At 72.4% G+C, this 21,079-nt stretch carries 24 protein-coding genes; 10 read left to right on the top strand and 14 right to left on the bottom strand.

Annotation, left to right across the window (positions count from 1 at the left end; translation table 11 throughout):
* Positions 1 to 68 precede the first annotated feature (68 nt).
* From ACXNSR_RS36685 to ACXNSR_RS36675, 3 genes are all read right to left on the bottom strand, one after another.
* Positions 69 to 701, bottom strand: coding sequence for a GNAT family N-acetyltransferase (locus tag ACXNSR_RS36685; RefSeq protein WP_458639654.1), 633 nt, complete (start codon positions 699 to 701; stop codon positions 69 to 71).
* 100 nt (positions 702 to 801) lie between these two features.
* Complete coding sequence (locus ACXNSR_RS36680; RefSeq protein WP_458639653.1) at positions 802 to 1,236, bottom strand: VOC family protein; 435 nt, start codon at positions 1,234 to 1,236, stop codon at positions 802 to 804.
* 63 nt (positions 1,237 to 1,299) lie between these two features.
* On the bottom strand, positions 1,300 to 2,256 hold the full coding sequence (locus tag ACXNSR_RS36675; RefSeq protein WP_458639652.1) for a tellurite resistance/C4-dicarboxylate transporter family protein: 957 nt from the start codon (positions 2,254 to 2,256) through the stop codon (positions 1,300 to 1,302).
* Positions 2,257 to 2,671: 415 nt separating this feature from the next.
* On the opposite strand from ACXNSR_RS36675, the gene ACXNSR_RS36670 reads away from it, so the two are divergent.
* Entirely contained in the window at positions 2,672 to 3,127 is a 456-nt protein-coding gene (locus tag ACXNSR_RS36670; protein WP_458639651.1) for a DoxX family protein, read from the top strand.
* A 32-nt stretch (positions 3,128 to 3,159) separates the two neighbouring features.
* Here ACXNSR_RS36670 and ACXNSR_RS36665 read toward each other — a convergent pair whose 3' ends face one another.
* Both ACXNSR_RS36665 and ACXNSR_RS36660 read right to left on the bottom strand, forming a co-directional pair.
* Complete coding sequence (locus ACXNSR_RS36665) at positions 3,160 to 3,924, bottom strand: response regulator (protein ID WP_458639650.1); 765 nt, start codon at positions 3,922 to 3,924, stop codon at positions 3,160 to 3,162.
* Positions 3,921 to 5,138, bottom strand: a complete 1,218-nt coding sequence (locus tag ACXNSR_RS36660) for a sensor histidine kinase (protein WP_458639649.1) — start codon at positions 5,136 to 5,138, stop codon at positions 3,921 to 3,923. The genes ACXNSR_RS36665 and ACXNSR_RS36660 overlap by 4 nt, the downstream gene beginning before the upstream one ends.
* Positions 5,139 to 5,381: 243 nt before the next feature.
* Between ACXNSR_RS36660 and ACXNSR_RS36655 the strand changes: the two genes are divergently transcribed.
* Positions 5,382 to 5,960, top strand: a complete 579-nt coding sequence (locus tag ACXNSR_RS36655) for a YdeI/OmpD-associated family protein (protein ID WP_458639648.1) — start codon at positions 5,382 to 5,384, stop codon at positions 5,958 to 5,960.
* Between the two features lie 115 nt (positions 5,961 to 6,075).
* Here ACXNSR_RS36655 and ACXNSR_RS36650 read toward each other — a convergent pair whose 3' ends face one another.
* Positions 6,076 to 6,516 carry a DUF5997 family protein gene (locus ACXNSR_RS36650; RefSeq protein WP_458639647.1) on the bottom strand — a complete coding sequence of 147 codons (441 nt, stop codon included), beginning with the start codon at positions 6,514 to 6,516 and terminating at the stop codon, positions 6,076 to 6,078.
* Between the two features lie 58 nt (positions 6,517 to 6,574).
* Between ACXNSR_RS36650 and ACXNSR_RS36645 the strand changes: the two genes are divergently transcribed.
* The 5 genes from ACXNSR_RS36645 (at position 6,575) to ACXNSR_RS36625 (ending at position 11,183) form a co-directional block, all read left to right on the top strand.
* A complete protein-coding gene (locus ACXNSR_RS36645; protein ID WP_458639646.1) occupies positions 6,575 to 7,387 on the top strand; it encodes a LysR substrate-binding domain-containing protein in 813 nt (270 codons plus the stop codon).
* Between the two features lie 88 nt (positions 7,388 to 7,475).
* Positions 7,476 to 8,585: a PP2C family protein-serine/threonine phosphatase gene (locus ACXNSR_RS36640; RefSeq protein WP_458639645.1), complete on the top strand. Its 1,110-nt coding sequence runs from the start codon at positions 7,476 to 7,478 to the stop codon at positions 8,583 to 8,585.
* 26 nt (positions 8,586 to 8,611) lie between these two features.
* Positions 8,612 to 8,983, top strand: a complete 372-nt coding sequence (locus tag ACXNSR_RS36635) for a VOC family protein (RefSeq protein ID WP_458639644.1) — start codon at positions 8,612 to 8,614, stop codon at positions 8,981 to 8,983.
* A gap of 117 nt (positions 8,984 to 9,100) precedes the next feature.
* Complete coding sequence (locus tag ACXNSR_RS36630) at positions 9,101 to 9,541, top strand: hypothetical protein (RefSeq protein WP_458639643.1); 441 nt, start codon at positions 9,101 to 9,103, stop codon at positions 9,539 to 9,541.
* 151 nt (positions 9,542 to 9,692) lie between these two features.
* Positions 9,693 to 11,183, top strand: a complete 1,491-nt coding sequence (locus tag ACXNSR_RS36625; RefSeq protein WP_458639642.1) for a cellulose binding domain-containing protein — start codon at positions 9,693 to 9,695, stop codon at positions 11,181 to 11,183.
* 187 nt (positions 11,184 to 11,370) lie between these two features.
* Here ACXNSR_RS36625 and ACXNSR_RS36620 read toward each other — a convergent pair whose 3' ends face one another.
* From ACXNSR_RS36620 to ACXNSR_RS36600, 5 genes are all read right to left on the bottom strand, one after another.
* A complete protein-coding gene (locus tag ACXNSR_RS36620) occupies positions 11,371 to 12,021 on the bottom strand; it encodes a hypothetical protein (RefSeq protein WP_458639641.1) in 651 nt (216 codons plus the stop codon).
* Positions 12,022 to 12,201: 180 nt separating this feature from the next.
* Entirely contained in the window at positions 12,202 to 12,441 is a 240-nt protein-coding gene (locus tag ACXNSR_RS36615; RefSeq protein WP_458639640.1) for a chaplin, read from the bottom strand.
* A 232-nt stretch (positions 12,442 to 12,673) separates the two neighbouring features.
* The gene (locus ACXNSR_RS36610) at positions 12,674 to 13,234 is read right to left on the bottom strand and encodes a hypothetical protein (protein WP_458639639.1); all 561 of its coding nucleotides are present in this window, start codon (positions 13,232 to 13,234) and stop codon (positions 12,674 to 12,676) included.
* An 83-nt stretch (positions 13,235 to 13,317) separates the two neighbouring features.
* The gene (locus tag ACXNSR_RS36605) at positions 13,318 to 13,917 is read right to left on the bottom strand and encodes an SMI1/KNR4 family protein (protein ID WP_458639638.1); all 600 of its coding nucleotides are present in this window, start codon (positions 13,915 to 13,917) and stop codon (positions 13,318 to 13,320) included.
* Positions 13,918 to 13,955: 38 nt separating this feature from the next.
* Positions 13,956 to 14,132 (bottom strand): hypothetical protein, encoded by a 177-nt coding sequence (locus ACXNSR_RS36600; protein WP_458639637.1) that lies wholly within the window; start codon positions 14,130 to 14,132, stop codon positions 13,956 to 13,958.
* A gap of 185 nt (positions 14,133 to 14,317) precedes the next feature.
* On the opposite strand from ACXNSR_RS36600, the gene ACXNSR_RS36595 reads away from it, so the two are divergent.
* The 3 genes from ACXNSR_RS36595 to ACXNSR_RS36585 all read left to right on the top strand — a co-directional run bounded on the left by ACXNSR_RS36595 (position 14,318) and on the right by ACXNSR_RS36585 (position 17,154).
* Positions 14,318 to 14,914, top strand: coding sequence for an HD domain-containing protein (locus tag ACXNSR_RS36595; RefSeq protein ID WP_458639636.1), 597 nt, complete (start codon positions 14,318 to 14,320; stop codon positions 14,912 to 14,914).
* Between the two features lie 687 nt (positions 14,915 to 15,601).
* Entirely contained in the window at positions 15,602 to 16,426 is an 825-nt protein-coding gene (locus ACXNSR_RS36590) for a hypothetical protein (protein ID WP_458639635.1), read from the top strand.
* Positions 16,423 to 17,154, top strand: a complete 732-nt coding sequence (locus ACXNSR_RS36585) for a class F sortase (protein WP_458639634.1) — start codon at positions 16,423 to 16,425, stop codon at positions 17,152 to 17,154. Before ACXNSR_RS36590 ends, ACXNSR_RS36585 begins: the two co-directional genes overlap by 4 nt.
* Positions 17,155 to 17,218: 64 nt before the next feature.
* Here the strand turns inward: ACXNSR_RS36585 and ACXNSR_RS36580 are convergent, their stop codons facing one another.
* The 3 genes from ACXNSR_RS36580 to ACXNSR_RS36570 form a co-directional block, all read right to left on the bottom strand.
* Positions 17,219 to 17,683 (bottom strand): DUF7144 family membrane protein, encoded by a 465-nt coding sequence (locus ACXNSR_RS36580; protein ID WP_327739411.1) that lies wholly within the window; start codon positions 17,681 to 17,683, stop codon positions 17,219 to 17,221.
* A gap of 180 nt (positions 17,684 to 17,863) precedes the next feature.
* Positions 17,864 to 18,061, bottom strand: a complete 198-nt coding sequence (locus ACXNSR_RS36575; protein ID WP_356791108.1) for a hypothetical protein — start codon at positions 18,059 to 18,061, stop codon at positions 17,864 to 17,866.
* Positions 18,062 to 18,254: 193 nt separating this feature from the next.
* A complete protein-coding gene (locus tag ACXNSR_RS36570) occupies positions 18,255 to 20,921 on the bottom strand; it encodes a LuxR C-terminal-related transcriptional regulator (protein WP_458643489.1) in 2,667 nt (888 codons plus the stop codon).
* Between the last annotated feature and the right edge of the window lie 158 nt (positions 20,922 to 21,079).

The following is a 21,079-nucleotide window of genomic DNA, read 5'->3' as shown; positions in this document are numbered from 1 at the left end:
GGCAGCATAGGCCGTCGCCCGTCGCCCGGCGCCCGCCGATCGGCGCGCGGCGTCGGGCGCGGTGCGCCTCAGGGGGCGACGGGCTTGTGGACGAAGCCGGTCAGCGGTGCGAGGACCTTCCAGTCGAGCGTTTCGTAGAGCGCCCGGCCCTGGACGGTCGCGCCCAGGATGCCGGTGTCCGCACCGTTCTCGACGGCCGCGCCGGTGAGTGCGCCCATCACGACCGTCCCGAGGCCGCGGCGCTGGTGCGCCTCCTCGGTGATGATCTGGTCGAAGACGCAGGCGGCACCGGCCAGACCTGCTTGACCGCGCGCGGCGAGCTCCCCGTCGGCGGCCAGGATGCGCACGCTGACGACGTCGCCGTCGGTCTCGGCGGTGGCCGTGTAACCGTCGGGCGCGCGCACGACGGACGGACGCAGGTCGACGGCCATCAGGAAGCCGGGGTCGGTCGGCTCCCACGCGGGCGGGAACCACGGCTCCATGACGTCCGGTTCCAGGAAGGCCTTGATCCAGGTGGCCGGTTCGGTGATCGCGCCGATGAGCCCGCGGGCGGTCTCGGCGTCGGCGTCGAGCAGGACGTGCCGGACCGTCTGGGCCGGCAGACCGACCTGGACGCTCAGCCCCCAGGGCGCGTCCACCGGCTTCGGCACCCGCCGCGACACGGCCCAGCCGTCGACCCACGAGCGCGCGAGCTTCCACATGCGGACACCCCTCCGAGTAATGACTGAGATCCGAATTGGGATGTTACACAAGCGGGGTGACGGCATGACTGCCCGGAGTCGGAGACGGCCGGGGCGCTCCCTAGTGGGAGACGCAGAGTTCGTTGCCCTCCGGATCGGCGAGGGTCGTCCATACGCTGGGGCCCTGGCGGCCCTCGTGGAGGTGCTTGGCGCCGTTCGCGATGAGGCGTTCGACCAGTGCCTTGGGGTCGTCGGAGCCGGTACGGACGTCGAAGTGGGCCCGGTTCTTGACCGTCTTGGGTTCGGGGACGAACTGGAAGAGGACGCGGGGTGCGCGCTCCAGGCCCTCCGGGTGGCGGATCGCGGCGCCCGCCTTCCAGACGAGGGTGCCCCGGTGGGTCTTGGTGTCGTCCTCGCTCGCGTGGCCCGCCTCGATCAGGCCTCGGATGAACTGCTCGTCGCTCGGCTCCACTTCCCAGCCGAGGGCCTCGGCCCACCAGTCGGCGAGGGTGTGCGGGTCGGTCGAATCGACGGTCACCTGGAATGTGTATGCCATGCCGGGACCCTACTGAGGCGGTGCTGCCGTCGCCACACGGTGCGCGGGCACGGGGCGCGGGTGTCATCGGCCCCTCCCCCCACGGCCGGCGGCGAGGTGCGCCGCGACCAGCGCGGCGAAGGTCAGCAGCCAGGCGCCGACGGCGATCCAGAGCAGTACCTCGCCCAGCGTGCGCAGCCAGGCGACGCCGGCCGGCTGCGCCACGGAGAGGCAGGCGGTGGCCGTCATGCCGAGCGGGAAGACGGTGGCCCAGCGCCGGATGTCGTAGCGCGGCCGCGGGTGGCGCAGTTCGGCGGCGAGGAGGACGGCGTACCAGCCGAGGGACAGCGCGAGCAGGGCCAGCGTGACGGTACGCAGGGTGGTGTGTGCCGGACCGGTCCAGACGGGTGACGCCGTGAGCCTGGATCCGGCCAGCGCCGAGATGGAGAGCGCACCGCCCGCCACCCAGTGGTCGCCCGCCCCGCCCACCACCTCGCGCAGGTCGAAGCGGAAGAGGGCCGCCAGGTAGAGCAGCAGGCCGAGGCAGAAGGCGGCCAGCGCCGCCCGGGCCAGCAGGTCCTGGTGAGCGGTGTCGGCGAGGGACGCGGCGAGGAGGGAGAGCCCCTGGGTCGCCACGCAGCCGAGGAAGGCCGCTCCCGGCATGCGCCGCCGCCAGTGCCGCAGGACGTTGAACAGCAGCCCGGGCCAGAGCACGACCGCCACCACGAGCAGCACGGCGGCCACGGTCTGGAGCCCCTGCTCCGAGAGCCGGGCCCCGATGACGGTGGTCGCGGCGACGGCCGTCAGCGCGGCCGGCGTGTCGGCCTCGGCGCGGAACCGCCCGCGGTCGCCGAGCAGCCGGGCGGTGAAGTCGGCGGCCAGTACGAGCCACAGCGCGACGGCGACGACCAGCGCGGCCAGCGACGCCGCCTCGTGCCCGGTCAGGTGCAGGCCGGTGGAGATGATGCCGGTGGCCATGACGGCGGCTCCCGCCGCGGGCGGGAGCCCGGTCCACCAGTCACGGCCGGGGAGGATGCTCACGCGTCCAGCGGACCCCACGGGTCGGCCGGCTCCCGGCGGACGGGGCCGACGCGCCGCGGGAACCACACGGCCGGACGCGAAACCTCCTGCACGCAAGATCAAGCAAACCTGCGCGCGACGCACAGGCGGGGATGCGGGCCGGTCCTAGGCTCGGACCCAGACGCGGACCTGCCGGCCCGTCACAGGGGAGCGGACCGGCAGGTCCCCGATCCCCGGGGGTACGCCGACCCGTGCCGGGTACCGGGGAGGCCACCACCGAGGAGGGGGAGGGGAGCCGCGAGTCGGAAGCCGGAAGCCGGGTGGCCGGAACTCGCGCTTGCCAGCCCGGTTAGGTCTACCTAACCTATGGCTCGCCCACGCTCGAGAACGCCGGCACGACTTCGGGACCCGTCCCCGACCGAAGGAGCCTCCCCCCATGAAGGCACGTCTCGACCATGCCCAGCCCTACGCCGTCGGCCTGTTCCGGATCGTCACCGGACTGCTCTTCGCCTCGCACGGCGCCGCTTCCCTCTTCGGTGTCCTCGGTGGTGCCCACGGTGGCGGAACCGTCGCCACCGGCACCTGGCCCGGCTGGTACGCCGCCGCCATCCAGCTCGTCGCGGGCGCCCTGGTCCTGCTGGGTCTGGGTACCCGGGCGGCCGCCTTCGTCGCCTCCGGTTCGATGGCGTACGCGTACTTCACCGTGCACCAGCCCGGAGCGCTGTGGCCGCTGCAGAACGGTGGCGAGGCCTCGGCGATGTTCTGCTGGGCCTTCCTCCTGCTCGTGTTCACCGGCCCCGGGGCCCTGGCGCTGGACGGCCTGTTCCCCTCGCGTCCGGCGGCCTCCGCCGGACGGCGGGACGAGAGCCGCCCGGAGGCCGTCACCGCCTGAGGAATCCGTTCGGCGCCGATCGCACCGGCCCCTCAGCGGGGTGGTGCGACCAGGCCCGTCTCGTAGGCCATGATGACGAGTTGGACCCGGTCCCGGGCACCGAGCTTGGTGAACAGGCGCGAGACGTGCGATTTGGCCGTGGCCGTCGAGATGAACAGCTCCTCGGCTATCTCGCCGTTCGAACGGCCCCGCCCCACCAGGGTCAGTACCTCCCGTTCGCGTTCCGTGATCCCCGCGACGGGCCGCGGGACCGCCGCCCCGGGCATCCCGGGTACCGCGGGCGCCGCCGGCCCGGGCGCCCGGACGAAGTCCGCGATCAGCCTGCGGGTGACGCCCGGCGCGATCAGGGCGTCACCCGCGGCGATCACCCGGATCGCGGCGAGGATCTCCTCCACGGCCATGTCCTTCACGGCGAATCCGCTCGCGCCGGCGCGCAGCGCCCCGTAGACGTGGTCGTCCTCGTCGAAGGTGGTCAGCACGAGCACCTTGACCGCCTCGCTCTCCGCGGTGATCAGCCCGGTGGCCTCGATCCCGTCCATGCCCGGCATCCGGATGTCCATCACCACCACGTCGGGGCGCAGTTCGGCGGCGAGGCGGACCCCGTCGGTGCCCGTACCGGCCTCGCCGACGACCTCCAGGTCGGCGGCGTCGGCCATCAGCACCCGCAGACCGGACCTGACCAGCGGCTGGTCGTCCACGAGCAGGACGCGGATCGCCCGCGCGGGAGCGTCGGTCCTCGGAGCGTCGGCGATCGGAGCATCGGTGATCGGAGCGTCGGCGATCGGAGCATCGGTCATCGGAGCCCGTCCACGGCCGTCGCGGCGAGGGGCAGCGGCAGCGCCGCCTCGACCCGGAAGCCGCCCCCGGCCCGGGGACCGGCGCTGAAGCGGCCGTGCAGCAGGCTGACCCGCTCGCGCATGCCCGTGATGCCGAATCCGGTACCTCCGATGCCGTCGGGCGCGCCGCGCCCGTCGTCGACGACCTCCACGGTCAGCTCCTGTTCCCCGTAGCCGATGGTGACCCGGCAGTGGCCGGTGCTCGCGTGGCGGACCACGTTGGTCAGCGACTCCTGCACGATGCGGTACGCCGACAGGTCCACCTCGGGAGGCAGTTGGCCGCGCTCCCCCGCCCACCGTACGTCGACCCGCACACCGGCGTCGGCGGTGGTGGCCACCAGCCCGTCGAGGTCCGCGAGCCCGGGGGCGGGCCCGAGCGGCGCCTGCTCCCGGGGGCCGTCCGGCTGGGCCCGGCGCAGCGCGACCAGTGTGCGGCGCAGGCCCGACAGGGTCTCGCGGCTGGTGGCCTCGATGGCCCGCAGGGCGGCGCGTGCCTCCTCCGGCTGGGTGTCGATGACCCGGCTGCCGACACCGGCCTGGATGGCGATCACACCGATGCTGTGGGCGACCATGTCGTGCAACTCTCTTGCGATGCGCAGCCGTTCGGCGGTCACGGCCTCGGCCACCTGCTTCGTGCGCAGTTCGGCCGTGTGCTCCCGGCGTTCACGGAGGCGCAGGCCGGTCATGCAGACGGCGCCCAGCGACAGGAAGGCGATCAGGCTCGTGCTCATCAGGTCGTAGGGTCCGACCGAGACCAGCCCGACCGCCGGGAGCTCCACCACCACCACCGTGACGAGAGCGATGACCGCGTCCCGCCGGGGGCGCGTGGCGAAGACGATGCCCAGGACGAGGTCCGAGGCGAGGAAGACGAGGAACCGGCCCGGACTGTGGTCCCGGGCGGCTGCCGCGACGAGCGTGCCGCCGAGGAGGGTCAGCGTCAGCGCCGCCAGGGGCCGCAGGCGCAGCAGTGGGACGAGCGGGGTCACGGCCAGCAGGGTGACGATCCCGAGGACCGGCCCGGCGGCGTCGGACACACCGCCGATCAGCAGCCCCAGGACCAGGACGTAGAGGCCGGCGCCGCCCCAGGCCACACGGGCCGCGCCGGCCCCCGGTGTCGAACTCCGCCCGCTCTGCCGGGCCTTCGGGGTCTTCGTGCTGTTCGGTGGGGTGTCCATGGCGTGACCGTAGCCAGCCGCGCCCGGCCCCGGCATCGGCCCCCGGGCTTACACCCCCGGGCCGAGGCCACCAGGACACACGCCGCCCGGACCGCGGGGCGACGCCGGGGACGTCGGCCCGGGCGCAGGGCATCCGGGCGGGGGCGCGATCCTCGAACTCGGCACCCGTAGGCCGAGGTTGGAAAGGGCGCCCCGGCCGCGTGGGGCCGGTCCGGCCGCGCCGGTGGGCGATAGCCTGGACCCATGGAGGAACTGGGCGGGGTGGAGATCATCGGCTTCGCGGACGCCGAGGCGTTCGAGAGCTGGCTGGCCGAGCACCACACGCGTCACGAGGGCGTGTGGATCAAGCTGGCCAAGAAGAGGTCCGGGATCCCGTCCGTCACCGATGACGAGCTGGTCGACATCGGTCTGTGCTACGGCTGGATCTCCGGGCAGCGGCGCGCCCTCGACGAGCGGTACTACCTGCAGAAGTACGTGCCGCGCCGGCCCAGGAGCCTGTGGTCGCAGGTGAACGTGGACAAGGTCGCGGAGCTGAGTGCCGCGGGGCGGATGCGTGAGCCCGGGCTCGCCGAGGTGCGCAGGGCGCAGGCGGACGGGCGGTGGACGCACGCCTACGAGTCCCAGCGGACGGCGGCGGTGCCACCGGACCTCGCGGCGGCCTTCGCATCGGACCCGGCGGCGGCGAAGGCGTTCGAGGCGCTCGACCGGACCGGGCGCTACCAGGTGATCCTGCCGTTGCTGCAGGCGCTCACGCCGGAGACCAGGCGGGCACGGCTCGAGCGGGCGGTGCGGCTGCTGGGGGCGGACGCGGCCGCCGGGTGATCCGGGCGCATCCGCCGCGAGCGGGGGCGGCGCAGGGGCCGGCGGGACCGGGAGAAGGCGTCAGGCCTGGCCTCCCCACGGGGAGGCCAGGCCTGACGGAAGGCACAGCCGCAGGTCAGGAGCGCTGACCGCGGGCCTGCTCGGTCTCCTGGGCCTTCTTGGCCTTCTCGGCCTTCTCCGCCTTCTCGGCGTGCATCTCCTTGATGCGGACCGTTTCCTTGCGGACCTCGGCCTGGGTGGCACGCTCACGCTGGAGCCACTCGGGGGCTTCCTGCTTCAGCGCTTCGATCTGCTCCGTGGTGAGGGGCTCGGTGACCCCGCCGCGGGCGAGGCCCGCGATGGACACGCCGAGCTTGGCCGCCACCACCGGTCGGGGGTGCGGACCGTTGGCGCGCAGCTCCTTCAGCCACTGGGGCGGATCGGCCTGGAGCGCACTCAATTCGCTGCGCGAGACGACACCCTCCTGGAACTCTGCGGGTGTGGCCTCGAGGTACACGCCCAGCTTCTTCGCCGCGGTCGCGGGCTTCATCGTCTGGGTGTTCTGGTGCGACGTCATGGTGTCAAGAGTATCGAGCGTGTGCGCTACCTCCGACCACGACCGGTAACCTTGCGGGGTGACAGGCTCGGAAGTACCCCATTCGTTCCGGCTCGCTTATGTCCCGGGGGTCACACCCAGCAAGTGGGTGCGCATCTGGAACGAGCGGCTGCCCGACATCCCGCTGACCCTGGTCCCGGTGTCCCCGATCGAGGCGTGCGGTGTGCTGCGGGCGGGCGGCGCCGACGCCGGGTTCGTGCGGCTGCCGGTCGACCGTGACGACCTCAGCGCGATCCCCCTCTACACCGAGACCACGGTGGTCGTGATCCCCAAGGATCACCTCGTGGCCGCAGCGGAAGAGGTGTCCACCGAGGATCTCGCCGACGAGATCGTGTTCCACCCGCTCGACGACACCCTGGACTGGGAGCAGCTGCCGGGCAAGCCCGCGATCGAGCGCCCCGAGACGACGGGGGACGCGATCGAGCTGGTGGCCGCCGGGGTGGGCGTACTCGTCGTCCCGCAGTCACTCGCCCGCCTGCACCATCGCAAGGACCTGACCTACCGGCCGGTGTCCGACGCGCCCGCCTCGCGGGTGGCGCTGTCGTGGCCGCAGGAGGAGACCACCGACCTGGTGGAGGAGTTCATCGGGATCGTCCGCGGCCGGACCGTGAACAGCACGCGGGGGCGCGCACCGACCCCGCCGCAGCCCAAGGCGAAGCGCAAGCGCCCGGACGCGGGTGGTGGCGGTGGCGGCGCGCAGCGGAAGTCGGGGGCCGGGAAGTCGTCGTCCGGGAAGCCGGCGGGCAAGAACCCCCGTGGGGCGTCCGGCGGCCCCAAGGGCGGCAAGGGTGCGAAGGGCGGCAAGGGCGGTCGGCCCGGCCGTCGCCCGTAGACCCGGCCGTCGCCCGTAGGACCGGCAGGACCGCCCGTGACGGCCGGGCTTCGGGGATCCCGCTCACCTCGCGGTGTATGCAGGGGGGATGGATCTCCGGCCGCCGTCGCACCCCCGTCACCACCGGTCCCCCAAGGTGAGCCATGCGCAGCTGGCGGTCCCGTTCGCACTGATCGCCCTCGTGACGCTGATCGACGTGCTCGCTCCGCCCGAGGTGCACCTCGGGCCGTTCCTGGCCGCCGCACCCGCGGTCACCGCGTCGTTCGCCGGGCCGCGGATGACGGCCTTCGTCGGTCTGGTCGCCGTACTGGCCCAGGTGGTGGTCGCGACGGCGCGCACCAGCCTGACCGATCTGAACCACACCTTCCAGATCATCGCGCTCGTGATGATCTCGGTGTTCGTGACCTTCTTCGCCCACCTGCGCGAGGTGCACGAGAAGGAGGTCACCCAGCTGCGCTCGGTGGCGGAGACCGCCCAGGAGGTGGTCCTGCGGCCGCTGCCCGACCGGATCGGCCCGCTCGGTGTCGCCTCCGTGTACCTGGCCGCGGCGGCCGAGGCGCAGATCGGCGGTGATCTGTACGCTGCCGCCCGGACGGCCACCGGCACGCGGCTGATCATCGGCGATGTCCGGGGCAAGGGGCTGGAGGCGGTCGGGGACGCCGCGCTCGTCCTGGGCGCCTTCCGGGCCTCCGCCCACCAGGTGGCCGGACTGCCGGGCCTGGTGGACTACCTGGAGGCGGCGGTCTCCGGGGACCTGGACGGGGCCGGTGACGAGGGCGAGAGCTTCGTGACCGCCGCCGTCCTGGAGATCCCCGACGCCGAGCCGGTGGTGCATCTCGTCAGCTGCGGCCATCCGCCGCCGCTGCTCGTGCTGCGCGGCGGCGGCGCCGAGCAGCTGGAGGTGGAGCGGCCCGCGCCGCCGCTGGGGCTCGCCGGGCTCGTGGCGTCGGCGGTCACCGCGCAGACCTTCGCGTTCGCCGAGGGTGACGTCCTGCTCCTGTACACGGACGGCGTCCTGGAGGCGCGCGACCCGGCGGGCACCTTCTACCCGCTGGCGCGGCGCGTGACCGCATGGTCGGGACTGCGCCCGCAGGCACTGCTGGACCTGCTGTGCCAGGACCTGCTCGCGCACGCGGCCGGCCACACCCTCGACGACGACGCGGCGATGGTCGCGATCGAGCGGCCTGCTGCACCGTAGGCGTCCCGGTTTGCCAGAATCTGATCATGCTGACCCTGGGAACGATCGTCATGGGAGCCGCGGACGTGCGGCGGGCCGCGGAATTCTGGAGCCGGGCGCTGGGGTACGGACCCCGTGACGGCCGGGTGGACGAGGGCTGGACGGTCCTGGTCCCGGCCGACGGCGGCGGGCCGGGCCTCGCGCTCGGCCGCAGCGTCACACCCGTACAGGAACGGCCGCGCGTCCACCTCGACCTGTACGCGGCGGACGCGGCGGAGCAGGCGGCGGAGGTGGAACGGCTGGTCCTGCTGGGTGCCCGGCACGTCGACTGGGACTCCTACCCCGAGGACCCGGATTTCGTGGTGCTGGCCGATCCGGAGGGCAACCGCTTCTGCGTCATCGACGCCACGCACGGCTGAGACCGCTCCTGCGGGCCGAAGGGCACGCCGGACAAGGGGAACTGAGGCATGGTCAGACATGATCATTTTCCGGCTAGAGTAGGCATTTCCAGCCAACACTCATTCCCTGGGGGATCCTTGCGCACCAAGATCAGCCTGGTCGCCACCGCCGCGGCCCTGGCCACCATCGTCACTCCGCTCCTCGCCAGCCCCGCGGCCGCGGCGTCCCGCACCGAGCAGAGCGTATCGACCAACTGGTACTACGGGCGGATGGTCCTCAACTGGGGGATCAACCCCTACCGCCTCGACCCGATCCAGATCACCGCCCAGGACCGCGCGACCGACGGCTACGTCATCGGCATCCGCCTCGTCACCAACGGCGCGAGCGGTCACCGGGTCTGGAAGATGCGGACCGTGCCGAGCGGCCAGACGACCGCCTCGTGGACCACGTCCCTGGAGGCCGGCTGGATCGACAACGCCTACTTCGAGGTCTGCAAGATCGGCGCCACCAGCGGCGCAATCGCGAGCTGCGAGTCCTCCACCGTGATGAACAACCCGTTCGACGACTCCTCCATGTAGGACATCCCCCTTCCTGATGTCCCGCTTTCCCCTGCCTTAAGCGGAACCTAAGACTCATCGGGGACGCACCGAAACGAACGAATGTCCGTTTCGGTGCGGCTAGCGTGCTGCCGGATCCCCAACTCCCCAGTAATACAGAGGCAGGCACGCGATGGGCAGCACAGTCGGGCACCGGCGCAGGACGAGCCGTACGGCGAAGGTCACGGGCGCGATCGTGACGGCGGCGGTGATCGGCGGGGCGGCCTTCGCCTTCACCGGGACCGCGCAGGCGACCTCCGTCGGGGCCGTGTACACGAAGTCCAGCTCCTGGAACGGCGGTTACACCGGCCAGTACGTCATCACCAATGAGACCGGCACGGCGCAGAAGGACTGGACCCTGCAGTTCGACCTGCCCGCGGGTACGAAGATCGACTCGCTCTGGAACGGCACCCACACGGTCTCCGGCCGCCGCGTGACCGTGAAGCCCGCGAGCTGGAACGCGCAGCTGGCCGCCGGGGCCTCCGTCACCGTCGGCTTCGTCGCGAGCGGGACCGGCACCCTCGGCAACCCCACCGGGTGCCTGATCAACGGGGTGAAGTGCTCGGTGGACCAGGGCGCCACGGCCCAGCCGAGCGGGCGCCCCACCGCCCGGCCCACCGTCACCGCGAGCCCGGCCCCGACCTCGCCCACCACGTCCGCCACGCCCACCAGGACCGCGTCGCCCTCCCCCACGGCGACCGCCCCCACCGTCCCTCCCGCTCCCGGGGGCGGCGGCGCACGCTTCGCCCCGTACGTGGACACCTCCCTGTACCCGGCATACGACCTGCTGGACACCGCGACGAAGACCGGTGTGAAGGAGTTCCACCTGGCCTTCATCACCTCCGGCGGCGGCTGCGCCCCGCTGTGGGGCGGCGTCACGGATCTCGCGAACGACAAGGTCGCCGCCCAGATCGGTGCGCTGCGCGCCAAGGGCGGCGACGTCCGGGTGTCGTTCGGCGGGGCCGCAGGTCACGAACTGGCGCTGAACTGCGCCACCGTGGACGAGCTGGCGGCCGCGTACGGCAAGGTCGTCGACCAGTACCGGCTCACCAAGGTCGACTTCGACATCGAGGGAGCGGCCCTGCCGGACACGGCGGCCAACGCCCGCCGTGCGCAGGCCATCGCCCGGCTGCAGAAGTCCCACCCGGGCCTGGACGTGGCCTTCACCCTGCCCGTGATGCCCGAGGGGCTGACCCAGCCGGGTGTGGCGCTGCTGGCCGACGCCAAGAAGAACGGTGTGCGCGTCGACGCCGTCAACATCATGGCGATGGACTACGGGCCGGCGTACGGCGGGGACATGGGGCAGTACGCGATCCAGGCCGCCACCGCCACGCAGGCGCAGATCAAGGGCGTGCTCGGGCTGTCCGAGGCGGCGGCGTGGAAGGCCGTGGCCGTCACGCCGATGATCGGCGTGAACGACGTCGCGAGCGAGATCTTCACGGTGGAGGACGCGACGCAGCTCGTGCAGTTCGCCGCGTCGAAGGGCATCGGCCGACTGGCGATGTGGTCGTCCACGCGGGACAAGCAGTGCGCGGCCGGCGCCGTCAACCACGCCGACGCCACATGCAGTTCGATCCTCCAGCAGCCGCTGGCCTTCACCAAGGCGTTCTCCGCGCTGAAGTGACCGCGCGAGGCTGGCCGCGGCCCTTGGCCGTCTCTTCCGGATCTTGCCGGGCCCGCGGCGTCCGGTGCCGCGCCCGGCCGCGTCGTCGGGGCGCCCGAGTACGCCCAGTACGCGGTGCGCACCTCCGCCTTGCCGTGCACGGCACCGGACGCCGCGGGCCCGGCCGACAAGATCCGAAAGGGACGACCTAGGCGAGGATGCCCGCGCGGGTGGCGATGTCGAGGGCCGCTTCGAGGCGGGGGGCCGGGCCGTCCTCGGTCCGGGCCGCTGCCAGCAGCGCCGCCACGGCGTCCGCGTCGGCCTTGCGTTCCCTCGCCAGTGCCGCGAACCGGGTGACGGCCCCGGTCAGGCTGCGGTGCAGCGCGTACGGGGCGTCGAAGGAGGACACGGTGAGTTCGAGGAACTCCTCCTCGTCCGCGCCCACCCAGGCCGCAGCTCCCTCCAGTCCGTCCTCGCGCACCTCGTCCGGGTAGGGAATGCGGTGCCAGGCGCCGTTCTCCCACCAGTAGACGAAGCCGAAGAGATTGCCGGCGGCGTCGTCGCGCAGGAGGTCCCACGGCAGCCAGTCCGGGCCGCCCGCGAGGAAGTCGATCTGCTCTCCACCGACGTGGGTGTGGCTGCCGTCGGGATCCTGGCCGCAGAACACCGCGTGGTCCCCGTCCAACAGGGTCAGGCGCCACCAGCCGTCCGCGCCGGTGGAGTGGCACCACAGGCCGTCGTCGTCGAGGGCGAACTCGGTGCTCGTCGAGCACGCGGTGTCGACCATGGCCATGGTCACCGCCCTGGCCCAGAGCAGTTCGGGGTGTTGCAGGTCTTCGGGCCGGCTCGGCGTGTGCATCGTGGTGTCTCCTCCCGGGTGCCGGGCAAGCCTCGCACGCGGGTCTCCGGTGGGATTCGGCCGGGGTCGCTACGAATCATGGCCCTGCCCACCGCGCACGCACCCCGGCCTGACGGCGGGGCCGTGTGCGGGTCCATCCCGGTCGAGCCTCCGACCGGGATGGACCACGGTTCACAGCCGTCAGGCGTTGACGCAGACGTTGCCGGCGGCCGGGTTGAGCGCGCCGATCAGGTTGATGCTGTTGCCGCACACGTTGATCGGAACGTGGATCGGGATCTGGATCAGGTTGCCCGAAAGGACGCCGGGCGAGCCGGCCGCGATGCCCTCCGCGGTGGCGTCCGCAGACGCCGAGGACGCACCGCCGAGGACCGCCAGGCCGAGCACCAGGGCAAGACCCGCACTCTTCAGAACACGCGACACGTGACATCTCCTTGTAACCGCACAGCGGTGCCGGAGCACCGCACGGCCCCGAGCGGGGCCGTCGTCCTTTCCTTCGGCAGCCGACGGCCTCCCGGCCTGGTTCTGGCCACCCGGTTCCCTCGAATAGGTGGACCCGCGCCTCCGTTCGGAGTACGGAAACACCGTCGGGCCCCGGTGACCCGACCCGTTCGCCGGACCGTCCGACCGGTCGTCGACGGCCCGCTCCCGACCGTCAGGACGGGTCGCTGTTGCGCCGTCGCCCGAGGAGTCGGCCCTGCTCCCGCTTCAGTCCGGCGAACCCGCGCCGCGCATACGCGGCTATCTCCTCGCTGGGGAAGGGCACCACGGACTGGTGCTCGCCGTAGTTCCCCTGCTCCCACCGGGCGACCGTGATCTCGTAGCCGGACACATGGGCGCAGAGCTGGAGCAGGATCGGCGGCATCTCCGCTTCGCCGAGGAGGTCGGCGTGCTTGATGACGAGGTCGCGCATCCGCTGGATGTTCGGAAGGAAGACGGTCTTGACCCACAACCGCCACTCGGCGAGTTCCTCCTCGGTGGGCGGCACCTCATGGGCGAAGGGCGACCGGCCGTCGGCACGGGCGTGGCGCTCCACGAACGCGCCGAAAATCCGGCTGTTGGCCTCCGTGAGGGCGAACAGCGGTCCGTAGAGCTCGCCGAGCTGCCGGTTGACGCGCGAGAGGCGCTCCTGTCGCTGCGCCAGGCGCAGCCCGTTGAGGTAGGTGACGGTGTAGCCGACGAACGCCAGGGCGATGGTGACGAGCCATGTGATCATGAAGGGAGAGGGTAGTGAGAGGTCGTCTCGTGTGGATCTCCAGGCACCCCGGTGGGTGTCGGCGACTGCGCGTGGGGGCACTGTTACATGCCGCGGTCTGGCCCGCCCCACGGCTCTGGCCGTTCACCGGCGGTCAAAGGGAGCCGACGCAGCTGTACCGGACCGGGGTAGAAGGCGGAGGTGTTGGGGCCGGCCATGTCTTCGCCGATGAGGTAGCGGTAGAGCCATTCGGCGAAGCTCATCTCGTACCGTGCCCAGCCGCCGTCACCGTCCGCAACCAGGAGCCAGGGGGCCGTGCCATCCGCCGCGGCGAGGAAGACCACCTCGCCGCGGTCGGTGCCGGCGATCGGCCACAGTCCGTCGCGCGTACCGAAGTTCAACTCGGCGAGTTCGAACAGCAGGCGAGGGTCCTCGTCCGGGTCGAGGTCGTCCCAGGACACCTCGGACCAGGCGCGGACCGTGTCACGTATGTACTGACCCAGATTCCAGCGCTCGGTCGCGGGGTGGTGCAGGTACAGGTGGCCGTTGAGCTGGATGGGAGCGTACGCGTCCACGAGGGTCTGGTAGTCGGTCGGCAGCCGGATGCCAAGTTCGGTGTGGAGCCGGTCCCAGGAGGCGGAATCCGCGTGGCGGTTCTGTGCTGGGCCGAGCATCGCCGTCGCGGCGGCCAGATAGTCGGTCATGGCGTTCCTCGCTGCTCTGTGTCGTCTTTGCAGCAGGATCATTCCAGCTCGGAGGTCTCGCCGGTCAGGCTGCGGTAGCAGATCCAGGCGGCGGCGATGCCGGCGAAGGCCAAGAAGTGTTCGGCCTTCTGCTCGTAGCGACGGTGCAGACCACGGCACACGGACAGCCACGCCACCGCGCGCTCCACGGTCCACGGTCCGACGGTGCCGGCCAAGGCGCCGGCAGGGTTCGATGCCCCGGCGCGAGATGCGCGGTGTGATGTTGCGGGAGCGGAGCCAGGTGACGCGCCGAAGCCCGGTGGCAGTTGCCGCCACGGACAACCGGTCGTGGCCACGAACACGAAAGTGCCCCTGTCCGTCGGCCGGTCGGCAACCCGTGGCCCGTCGGTAGTCTGCACCGATGCCCCTTGCCGATGCCCTGTCCCAGGCCCTGCACGCCCCTGCCGATCCGGCGCTCCGGCCGCTCCCGCCCGCGGTCGCGGAGCTGCTCCGGTCCCTCGACGCACCGCCGCGGCTGGCCGCCCATCTGCGTGCCGTGCACGACGTGGCGGTCGAACTGGTCGAATGGCTGGACCGTCGCCATCCGCGGATCACCGTCGACCGCTCGGCCGTGCTCTTCGGGGCCGCGACCCATGACATCGGCAAGACCGTGCACCCCGCGGAGCTGTCCGGGCCCGGCTCCCTGCACGAAGAGGCGGGCCGTGAGCTGCTGTTGGCCCGCGGGTTCGGGGCGGACCTGGCCCGCTTCGCCGGAACCCACGCCTCGTGGACGGCTCCCGGCACGACACTGGAGGACCTGCTGGTGAGCACGGCCGACAAGGTCTGGAAGAACAAGCGCCTCCAGGAGCTCGAAGACCTCGTGATCGCCCGCCTGGCGCGGGTGACGGATGGTCAGCACTGGGCGGAGTACCTCGCGTTCGACGATCTGCTCACGCGCATCGGCGACGGCGCCGACGGCCGGCTCGCCTTCCAGGCCTCCTTCCCGGTGCACGCGTAGCCCCGACGGCATTTCTTAGCATCAGAGGTCAACTATTCGTCCCGCCGCCGCCAGGACGACTAGAAAGGTCGGGACCGAACCGGACCGGCCGGGCGGCGGGGATCAACACCCGTCGGCCACCGGAATGATCTCTAAGGCGGTGTATGCGCGTGCGTAGATGCGGCAGAATCGAATGGATTGAGGTCAGATTACTTTCTGGGAGACCGAGTTCCGACTCCTTCACCTGACGCGCTCGGTCCCGCCTCGGCCAGTACCGATAGGCGGGTGCACTGCAGACCCGGACGCAGGGAGGAGGGATTCCTCGGCCTCCTCCCTGCGCATCCGGTTGCACGTTTCTTTCGATCGATCCCCTGCTGCTCGGCGAAGGCGCCGCTGCGGCCTGACGCAGGCCGCTGACATGCACTGTCAGGGAACACACCTTGGGCCGCGTCCTGGGCGACGCGCTGATCCGGTCACTGCGTGAGCGTGTTCCGATGTGCGCCGCATACAGAATCGCGCCGATTGCCGGAAAGCCTCTGCAAGGCTGCCCCTCTTCAGCAGCCGAAAAACTCACCGAAATTTTTTCATATGGGCACCCATCCGCAGGCGTTGGGGCACCGAAGGAGGACCGAGAGCCTCTTCAGGGCCTCGTGTAATCCAGCACGATCTGCGATTCCCGAACTGGGGATCCACGGAACAGGAGCGAATGTGATAGTCAAGCGCGCCGGTCGCCACGTGGTTCTCGCCGCCATACCCGCTGCCGTGGCCCTGACCCTCGGCCTTTCCGGACCAGCCCTCGCGGAGGGCGGAAAGGCGTACCAGATCGACCTGGCGCAGCTGAACAACTCGGGCTCCAGCGGTACGGTCATGCTCACCCTCAAGGGCAACCAGCTCACCGTCCAGATCGAGTCCAAGGGCATGGTGCCCGGACAACCGTCGGCCCAGCACCTGCACGGCTCGACGAAGGGGCACGACTTCCACTGCCCGGACATGACCGACGACAAGGACGGCGACGGGGTTCTCAGCAACACCGAGGCCACGCACGACTACGGCGACATCAACATCTCGCTCACCACGGGTGGGGACACCAAGCCCACCAGCGGCCTCGACGTGCTGCGCATGCCGGTCGCCGACGCGCAGGGCACGATCCGCTACAAGCGGACGATCGAGGTCGGCCAGGACGTGGTCACCCACATCAAGGACCTGCACGTCGTACAGCACGGCATCGACCGCAACAAGAACAAGAAGTACGACTTCGAGGGGGCCGGCAAGAGCGAACTCGACCCGAAGCTGCCCCAGGAGGCCACCGCTCCGACCAACTGCGGAGAGGTCAAGGGCGCGGCCGTGGGGTCGATCCCCGTCGGCGGCATCGAGACCGGCGGCGGCGCCGAAGAACACACGGCGGTACCGGTGACGGTGCGCGACGGCGTGGCGATCACCGTACTCGCGGTGGTGGCGGGTGCCGTGATCATCGGGCGGAAGCGGTCCGGTATCGGCCCCGTCCGCCGGGAGACCACCGGCGGTGGCGCGTGAAGCCGGCATCCGGGCGGCTGCGCCGCCGGACCGTGGGCCCGCTGGCGGCCGCCGTCCTCGCCGGGCTCCTCCTCTCGGGGTGCGGCGGCCAGGACGCGGCGAAGCCCGCCACCCCGGCGGGGCAGGACGCGCAAGGCGGGGCACCGGCCGCCGCAGGTGCCCCGCCCGCCGGGAACGCGCCCGCGGCGGGATCGAAGGGCGACGCCGGCGCCGGTACGGGCTCGGACTCGGGTGCGGGCACGGGCGCGGGCGCGGGGCAGGCCCAACAGGCCCTGGCCCGGTCGGCGCCGCAGAAGATCTCCATCCCCTCCCTCAACATGTCCAGCACCCTGGAGACGCTCCGGCAGAACCCGGACGGCACCATGCAGACCCCGAAGGACCCCGCGCTCGCGGGCTGGTACGAACCGGGTCCGACCCCCGGCTCCCAGGGACCGGCCGTGATCGCCGGGCACGTCACGTGGAACGGCGCATCCGCCGTGTTCGAGAAGCTGAAGACGATGAAGGGCGGTGACACCATCAAGGTGACACGACAGGACGGCAAGACGGTCACGTTCACGGTGGACAAGGTCGCGGAGTACCCGAAGGCCGAGTTCCCCACGCTGGAGGTGTACAAGAACATCGACCACGCGGGCCTGCGACTGGTCACGTGCGGCGGCAACTTCGACCCCAAGAAGCACTACTACGACAGCAACGTGGTGGTGTACGCCCGGATGACGGGCGCTGCCTAGCCGAGGCAGGCCACGCGGAGGCACCCGACCCGTTGCCGGATCGGGTGCCTCCGCGTGCCACGCGTCAGTCGGTGGCGTGCGTCCAGCTCGTGCACAGGGCCCAGATGATGAATACGTCGATCGCGATGATGATGATCGACCACCAGGGCTGGTACGGCAGCCACATGAAGTTGAGGATCACGCTGATGCCGGCCAGTGCGATACCGGCTCCCCTGGCCAGGTTCGACCCGGCGAACAGGCCGACGCCTGTGAGGACGACGATGATCCCGACGATGAGGTGGATCCAGCCCCACGCCGTGAGGTCGAACTCGAAGACGTAGCTTCCGATGCGTGCGTAGACGTCGTCGTTGGCGATGGCCGCGATGCCCTGGAAGATCGCGAGGCACCCGGTCACCAGGAGGAGGACCGCGGCGAACATCGTGCCCACGTTCCCCGCACCCTGGCTGTCGCCGCTCGGGAACGACGGTGCGTTGCTGCCCGGCGCAGGGCCGGTGTTCCAGTTTCCCCCGGTCGGTGTCGGCTGGCCCATGGAATTCACCTCACAGTTGGCGGTACAGCGCAGGACCGTCCTGCTCCGGCTCATGCTCCGGCTCGTCGGTCACAGGCTTCGGTGCCCACATCGCAGTGTCGTCCGGCGGGCCGGTTCCTGTGATCACCCGAAGCGGGTGGTCTTCGCCCGGACGCGCCGTGCGCGCCGTGCGGCTCCCGCTCAGGCGGGCAGCCGGCGCATTTCGAGCACCCGCAGGCCCAGGGACTGGAAGCGGGTGAGGAGCCCGTACAGGTGGGCCTCGTCCACCACGCTGCCGAACAGGAGCGTCTGCTCCGGTACGGGGGTCCGGTCGAGCTCGGGAAAGCTCGCGGCGAGCGTGTCCGGTACGACCCCCGAGATGCGGAATTCGTAGCGCATGAGGGCACCCACTCCTCTCGGAACGAAGGCTTCGGGGCCCGGCCGCTGCGCGGGCCGGGACCGGTGCGCGGGCCCGGACCGGTGCGAGGGCCCGGGCCCTCCCGGCCTCCACCCGCCATCGTCGGCCCCCGCCCCGCGCTCGGCATCGCCCGGTGCGGGCGAGAAGCGCGTCGACGGCGGCCCCGCTCCCGGCTCAGAGCATCCCGAGATCCTGCGCCCGGTGGACGGCCTCGCTGCGCCGGGAGACGCAGAGCTTGCGGTAGATGCTCTTCAGGTGGGTCTTGACCGTGTTGGCCGATACGTACAGCTCGGCCGCGATCTCCTCGGTGGACAACAGCTCCGCGGCCTTGCGCAGCACCTCGGTCTCCCGCGCGCTCAGCGGCTCCACCACCGGCGTCTGCCCCTCACCGCGCGGCGCGCGCGCCGTACGGGCCGCGGCGCGGGGGGTCAGCCAGCCGTGCGCTCGTGCCAGTCCCGGGTCCCGGCCCAGGGTCCGGTGCACCCATGGACCGCTCTCGGCGAACATCCGGCGCAGTTCCTCGGGGCGGGCGAGCGCCAGCGCCTCGCCGAGGCGCCGGTGCGCCTGCGGGTGGTCTCCGTCCGCCGCGGCGATCCGCGCGTGGAGCAGGTGCGCGTGAGCCCGTACCGCGGTGGTGGCGCCGGCGTCTTCCGGTACGCCCGCCAGCGCCTGCGCCGCGCACGCGCCGCGGCCGGCGGCCAGCAGGGCCCGGGCCCGCGCCACCGCGTGCTCCGGCCGGTCGCCGTCCGGGTCCTCCGACGCATCGAGGACCCGCAGGGCCCCGGCGGCGTCGTCGCGCGCCAGGTGCACGGCCGACTCGGCCACGGCCAGCTCGTCCAACGCCCGGGCGGGCAGTCCTTCCGGGCCGACCGCGCGCAGGGCGGCGAGCGCCGCGTCCCCGTCGCCCTCGGCCGCCGAGATCCGGGCTCCGATGACGGCGGCCCGGACGGCGGTCGCGGGATCCCACCGCGGCCCCGGTGCGGCGGTCGCCAGGTCGAAGTGGTGGCGGGCGGCCGGCAGGTCGTCCTGCTCGACGGCCACGCCCGCCAGGACGAGGTGCTCGATCCCGGCCCGGCGCTCGGGCGGAAGGGCGGAACGCTCGGCGAGGGCGAGCGAGGCGCGGGCGTGCTCGGCCGCCCGCCGCAGCCGGCCGCGCAGCAGTTCGGTCAGGGCCAGCGAGCCGAGGGCGGCCCAGTGCGGGGACTCCGTGCCCGGCCGCCCGCACGCGGCGACGGCGGCCGCGAGGGTGGATTCGGCCCGGTCCAGGCGCCCCGCGCCCAGCTCGACGGCGCCGAGGTGCGCCAGCAGCAGGGCGCGGAGCTCGGGGCGCTCGGCGACCAGGTGCGCAGGCAGCTCCCGCAGCAGTCGCTCGGCGTCGGCGGCGGCCCGTTCGATACCGGTCACGTCGTCGGCCGGGCGGCCGGCGAGTACGCCGAGGAAGGCGCGGCCGAACCGCGTCGCCGGACCGGCGGGGTCCACGAGGGAGGCGTCCGTGGGGGATCCGTCCGCCAGACAGGCGTCGGCCCGGCGCAGTGCGGCCTCGCATCCGGGCAGGTCCTGTCCGGCGAGCCGGCAGGCCGCGCCGACGAGTGCGGGCGCCGCTCCGGCCGTCCCGGCCGGCATCCCGGCGAAGGCCCGGCCCAGCGGATCGGCCTCCAGGCCGGTGAGGAGGCGGCCGAGCGCCAGGTTGTCGACGAGCTGGGCCGCCGCGAACTGCCAGTCCCCGGCGGCAGTGCCCTGGAGCGCCGCCTCCGTGAGCCGTCCGGTCCGGGCGAGCCAGCGCGCCGCCCGCCCGTGCAACCGGGGTTCCAGCCCGGGGCAGCGTTGCCTCAGGTGCGCGCGCAGGACCTCGGCGAACAGCGGGTGCAGCCGGTACCAGGCCGAGGCGTCGATCTGCTCCAGGAACGCGTTGTCGCGGGCCAGCCGCGCCAGGGTCCGTGCGCCGTCGTCCCGGCCGGTCAGCGCGTCCGCGAGCTCCGGGTGGACGCGGTCCGTGACGCAGACGCGCAGCAGCAGGTCCTGGGTGGGGGGCGGCTGTGCGTCGAGCACCTCGGTGAGGAGGTAGTCGGCGATCGTGGTCCGGTCGGCCGCGAACTGGCGCAGGAACGCCTCCGGGTCGACGCTGCGCTGCATCGCGAGGGCGCACAGCCGTACCCCGGCCGCCCATCCCTCGGTCCGCTCCATGAGCAGACGGATCCCGGCGGGTGAGATGTCCAGCCGGTGCTCGCCCAGCAGCGCCTCGGCGTCCGCGTCGGTGAACCGGAGGTCGGCGTGCCGGATCTCCGTGATCTCGCCGGCCGCGCGGTAGCGGTGCAGGGGCAGCAGGGAATCCGACCGGCTGGTGAGCACGATGCGCAGGCCGCCGGCCGCGTGCCGGAGCACGAAGTCCAGTCCCTCGGCCGTCGCGGGCGGTTGGGTGGGGTCGAACTGGTCGAGGACGAGGACGGCGGGCTGTGCGGACGCGGCCAGCCCGTCCGCCAGGCGGACCAGGAACGACCGGGTCACCCCTTCGGCGCGGGTCGGCCTGCCCACGGCGGCCGGCAGGGCCACCCCGCCCCGGTGGAGGGCCTCCAGGACGTACGCCCAGAAGGCACCGGGGGCGTCGTCGGGTTCGACGGTGAGCCAGATGGGGGGACGCGACGCGCGTCCGCCGGCCGCCCAGTGGGCGGTGAGCACCGTCTTGCCCGATCCGGCCGGACCGTTGATGAGGGTGAGCGGCCCCTGCGCCCCGGCCGTCAGCCGCTTCAGCAGTTCGGGCCGCTGGACCAGCAGTTTCGGTACGGCCGGCGGCGCGAACCTGGCCGTGAGCATGGGGTCGCCGGTCGGGGCGCGGTGCTCCATGGAGGTCACCGGGGTTCCCGCGGGGATACGCACTGTGATCGGCCCACGCTCACCACTGAACCGGTGATCGGTGGTGATCACCAGTCGGTCACCCGGTGCGGGGGATGGCGGGGCGCACGGCGGCCCGGAGCATGGGCACCGCTCGCCCTCGCCGTGCG

It is taken from the genome of Streptomyces sp. NC-S4 (genome assembly GCF_054353315.1).
This window is presented reverse-complemented; position numbering and strand designations above follow the sequence as displayed.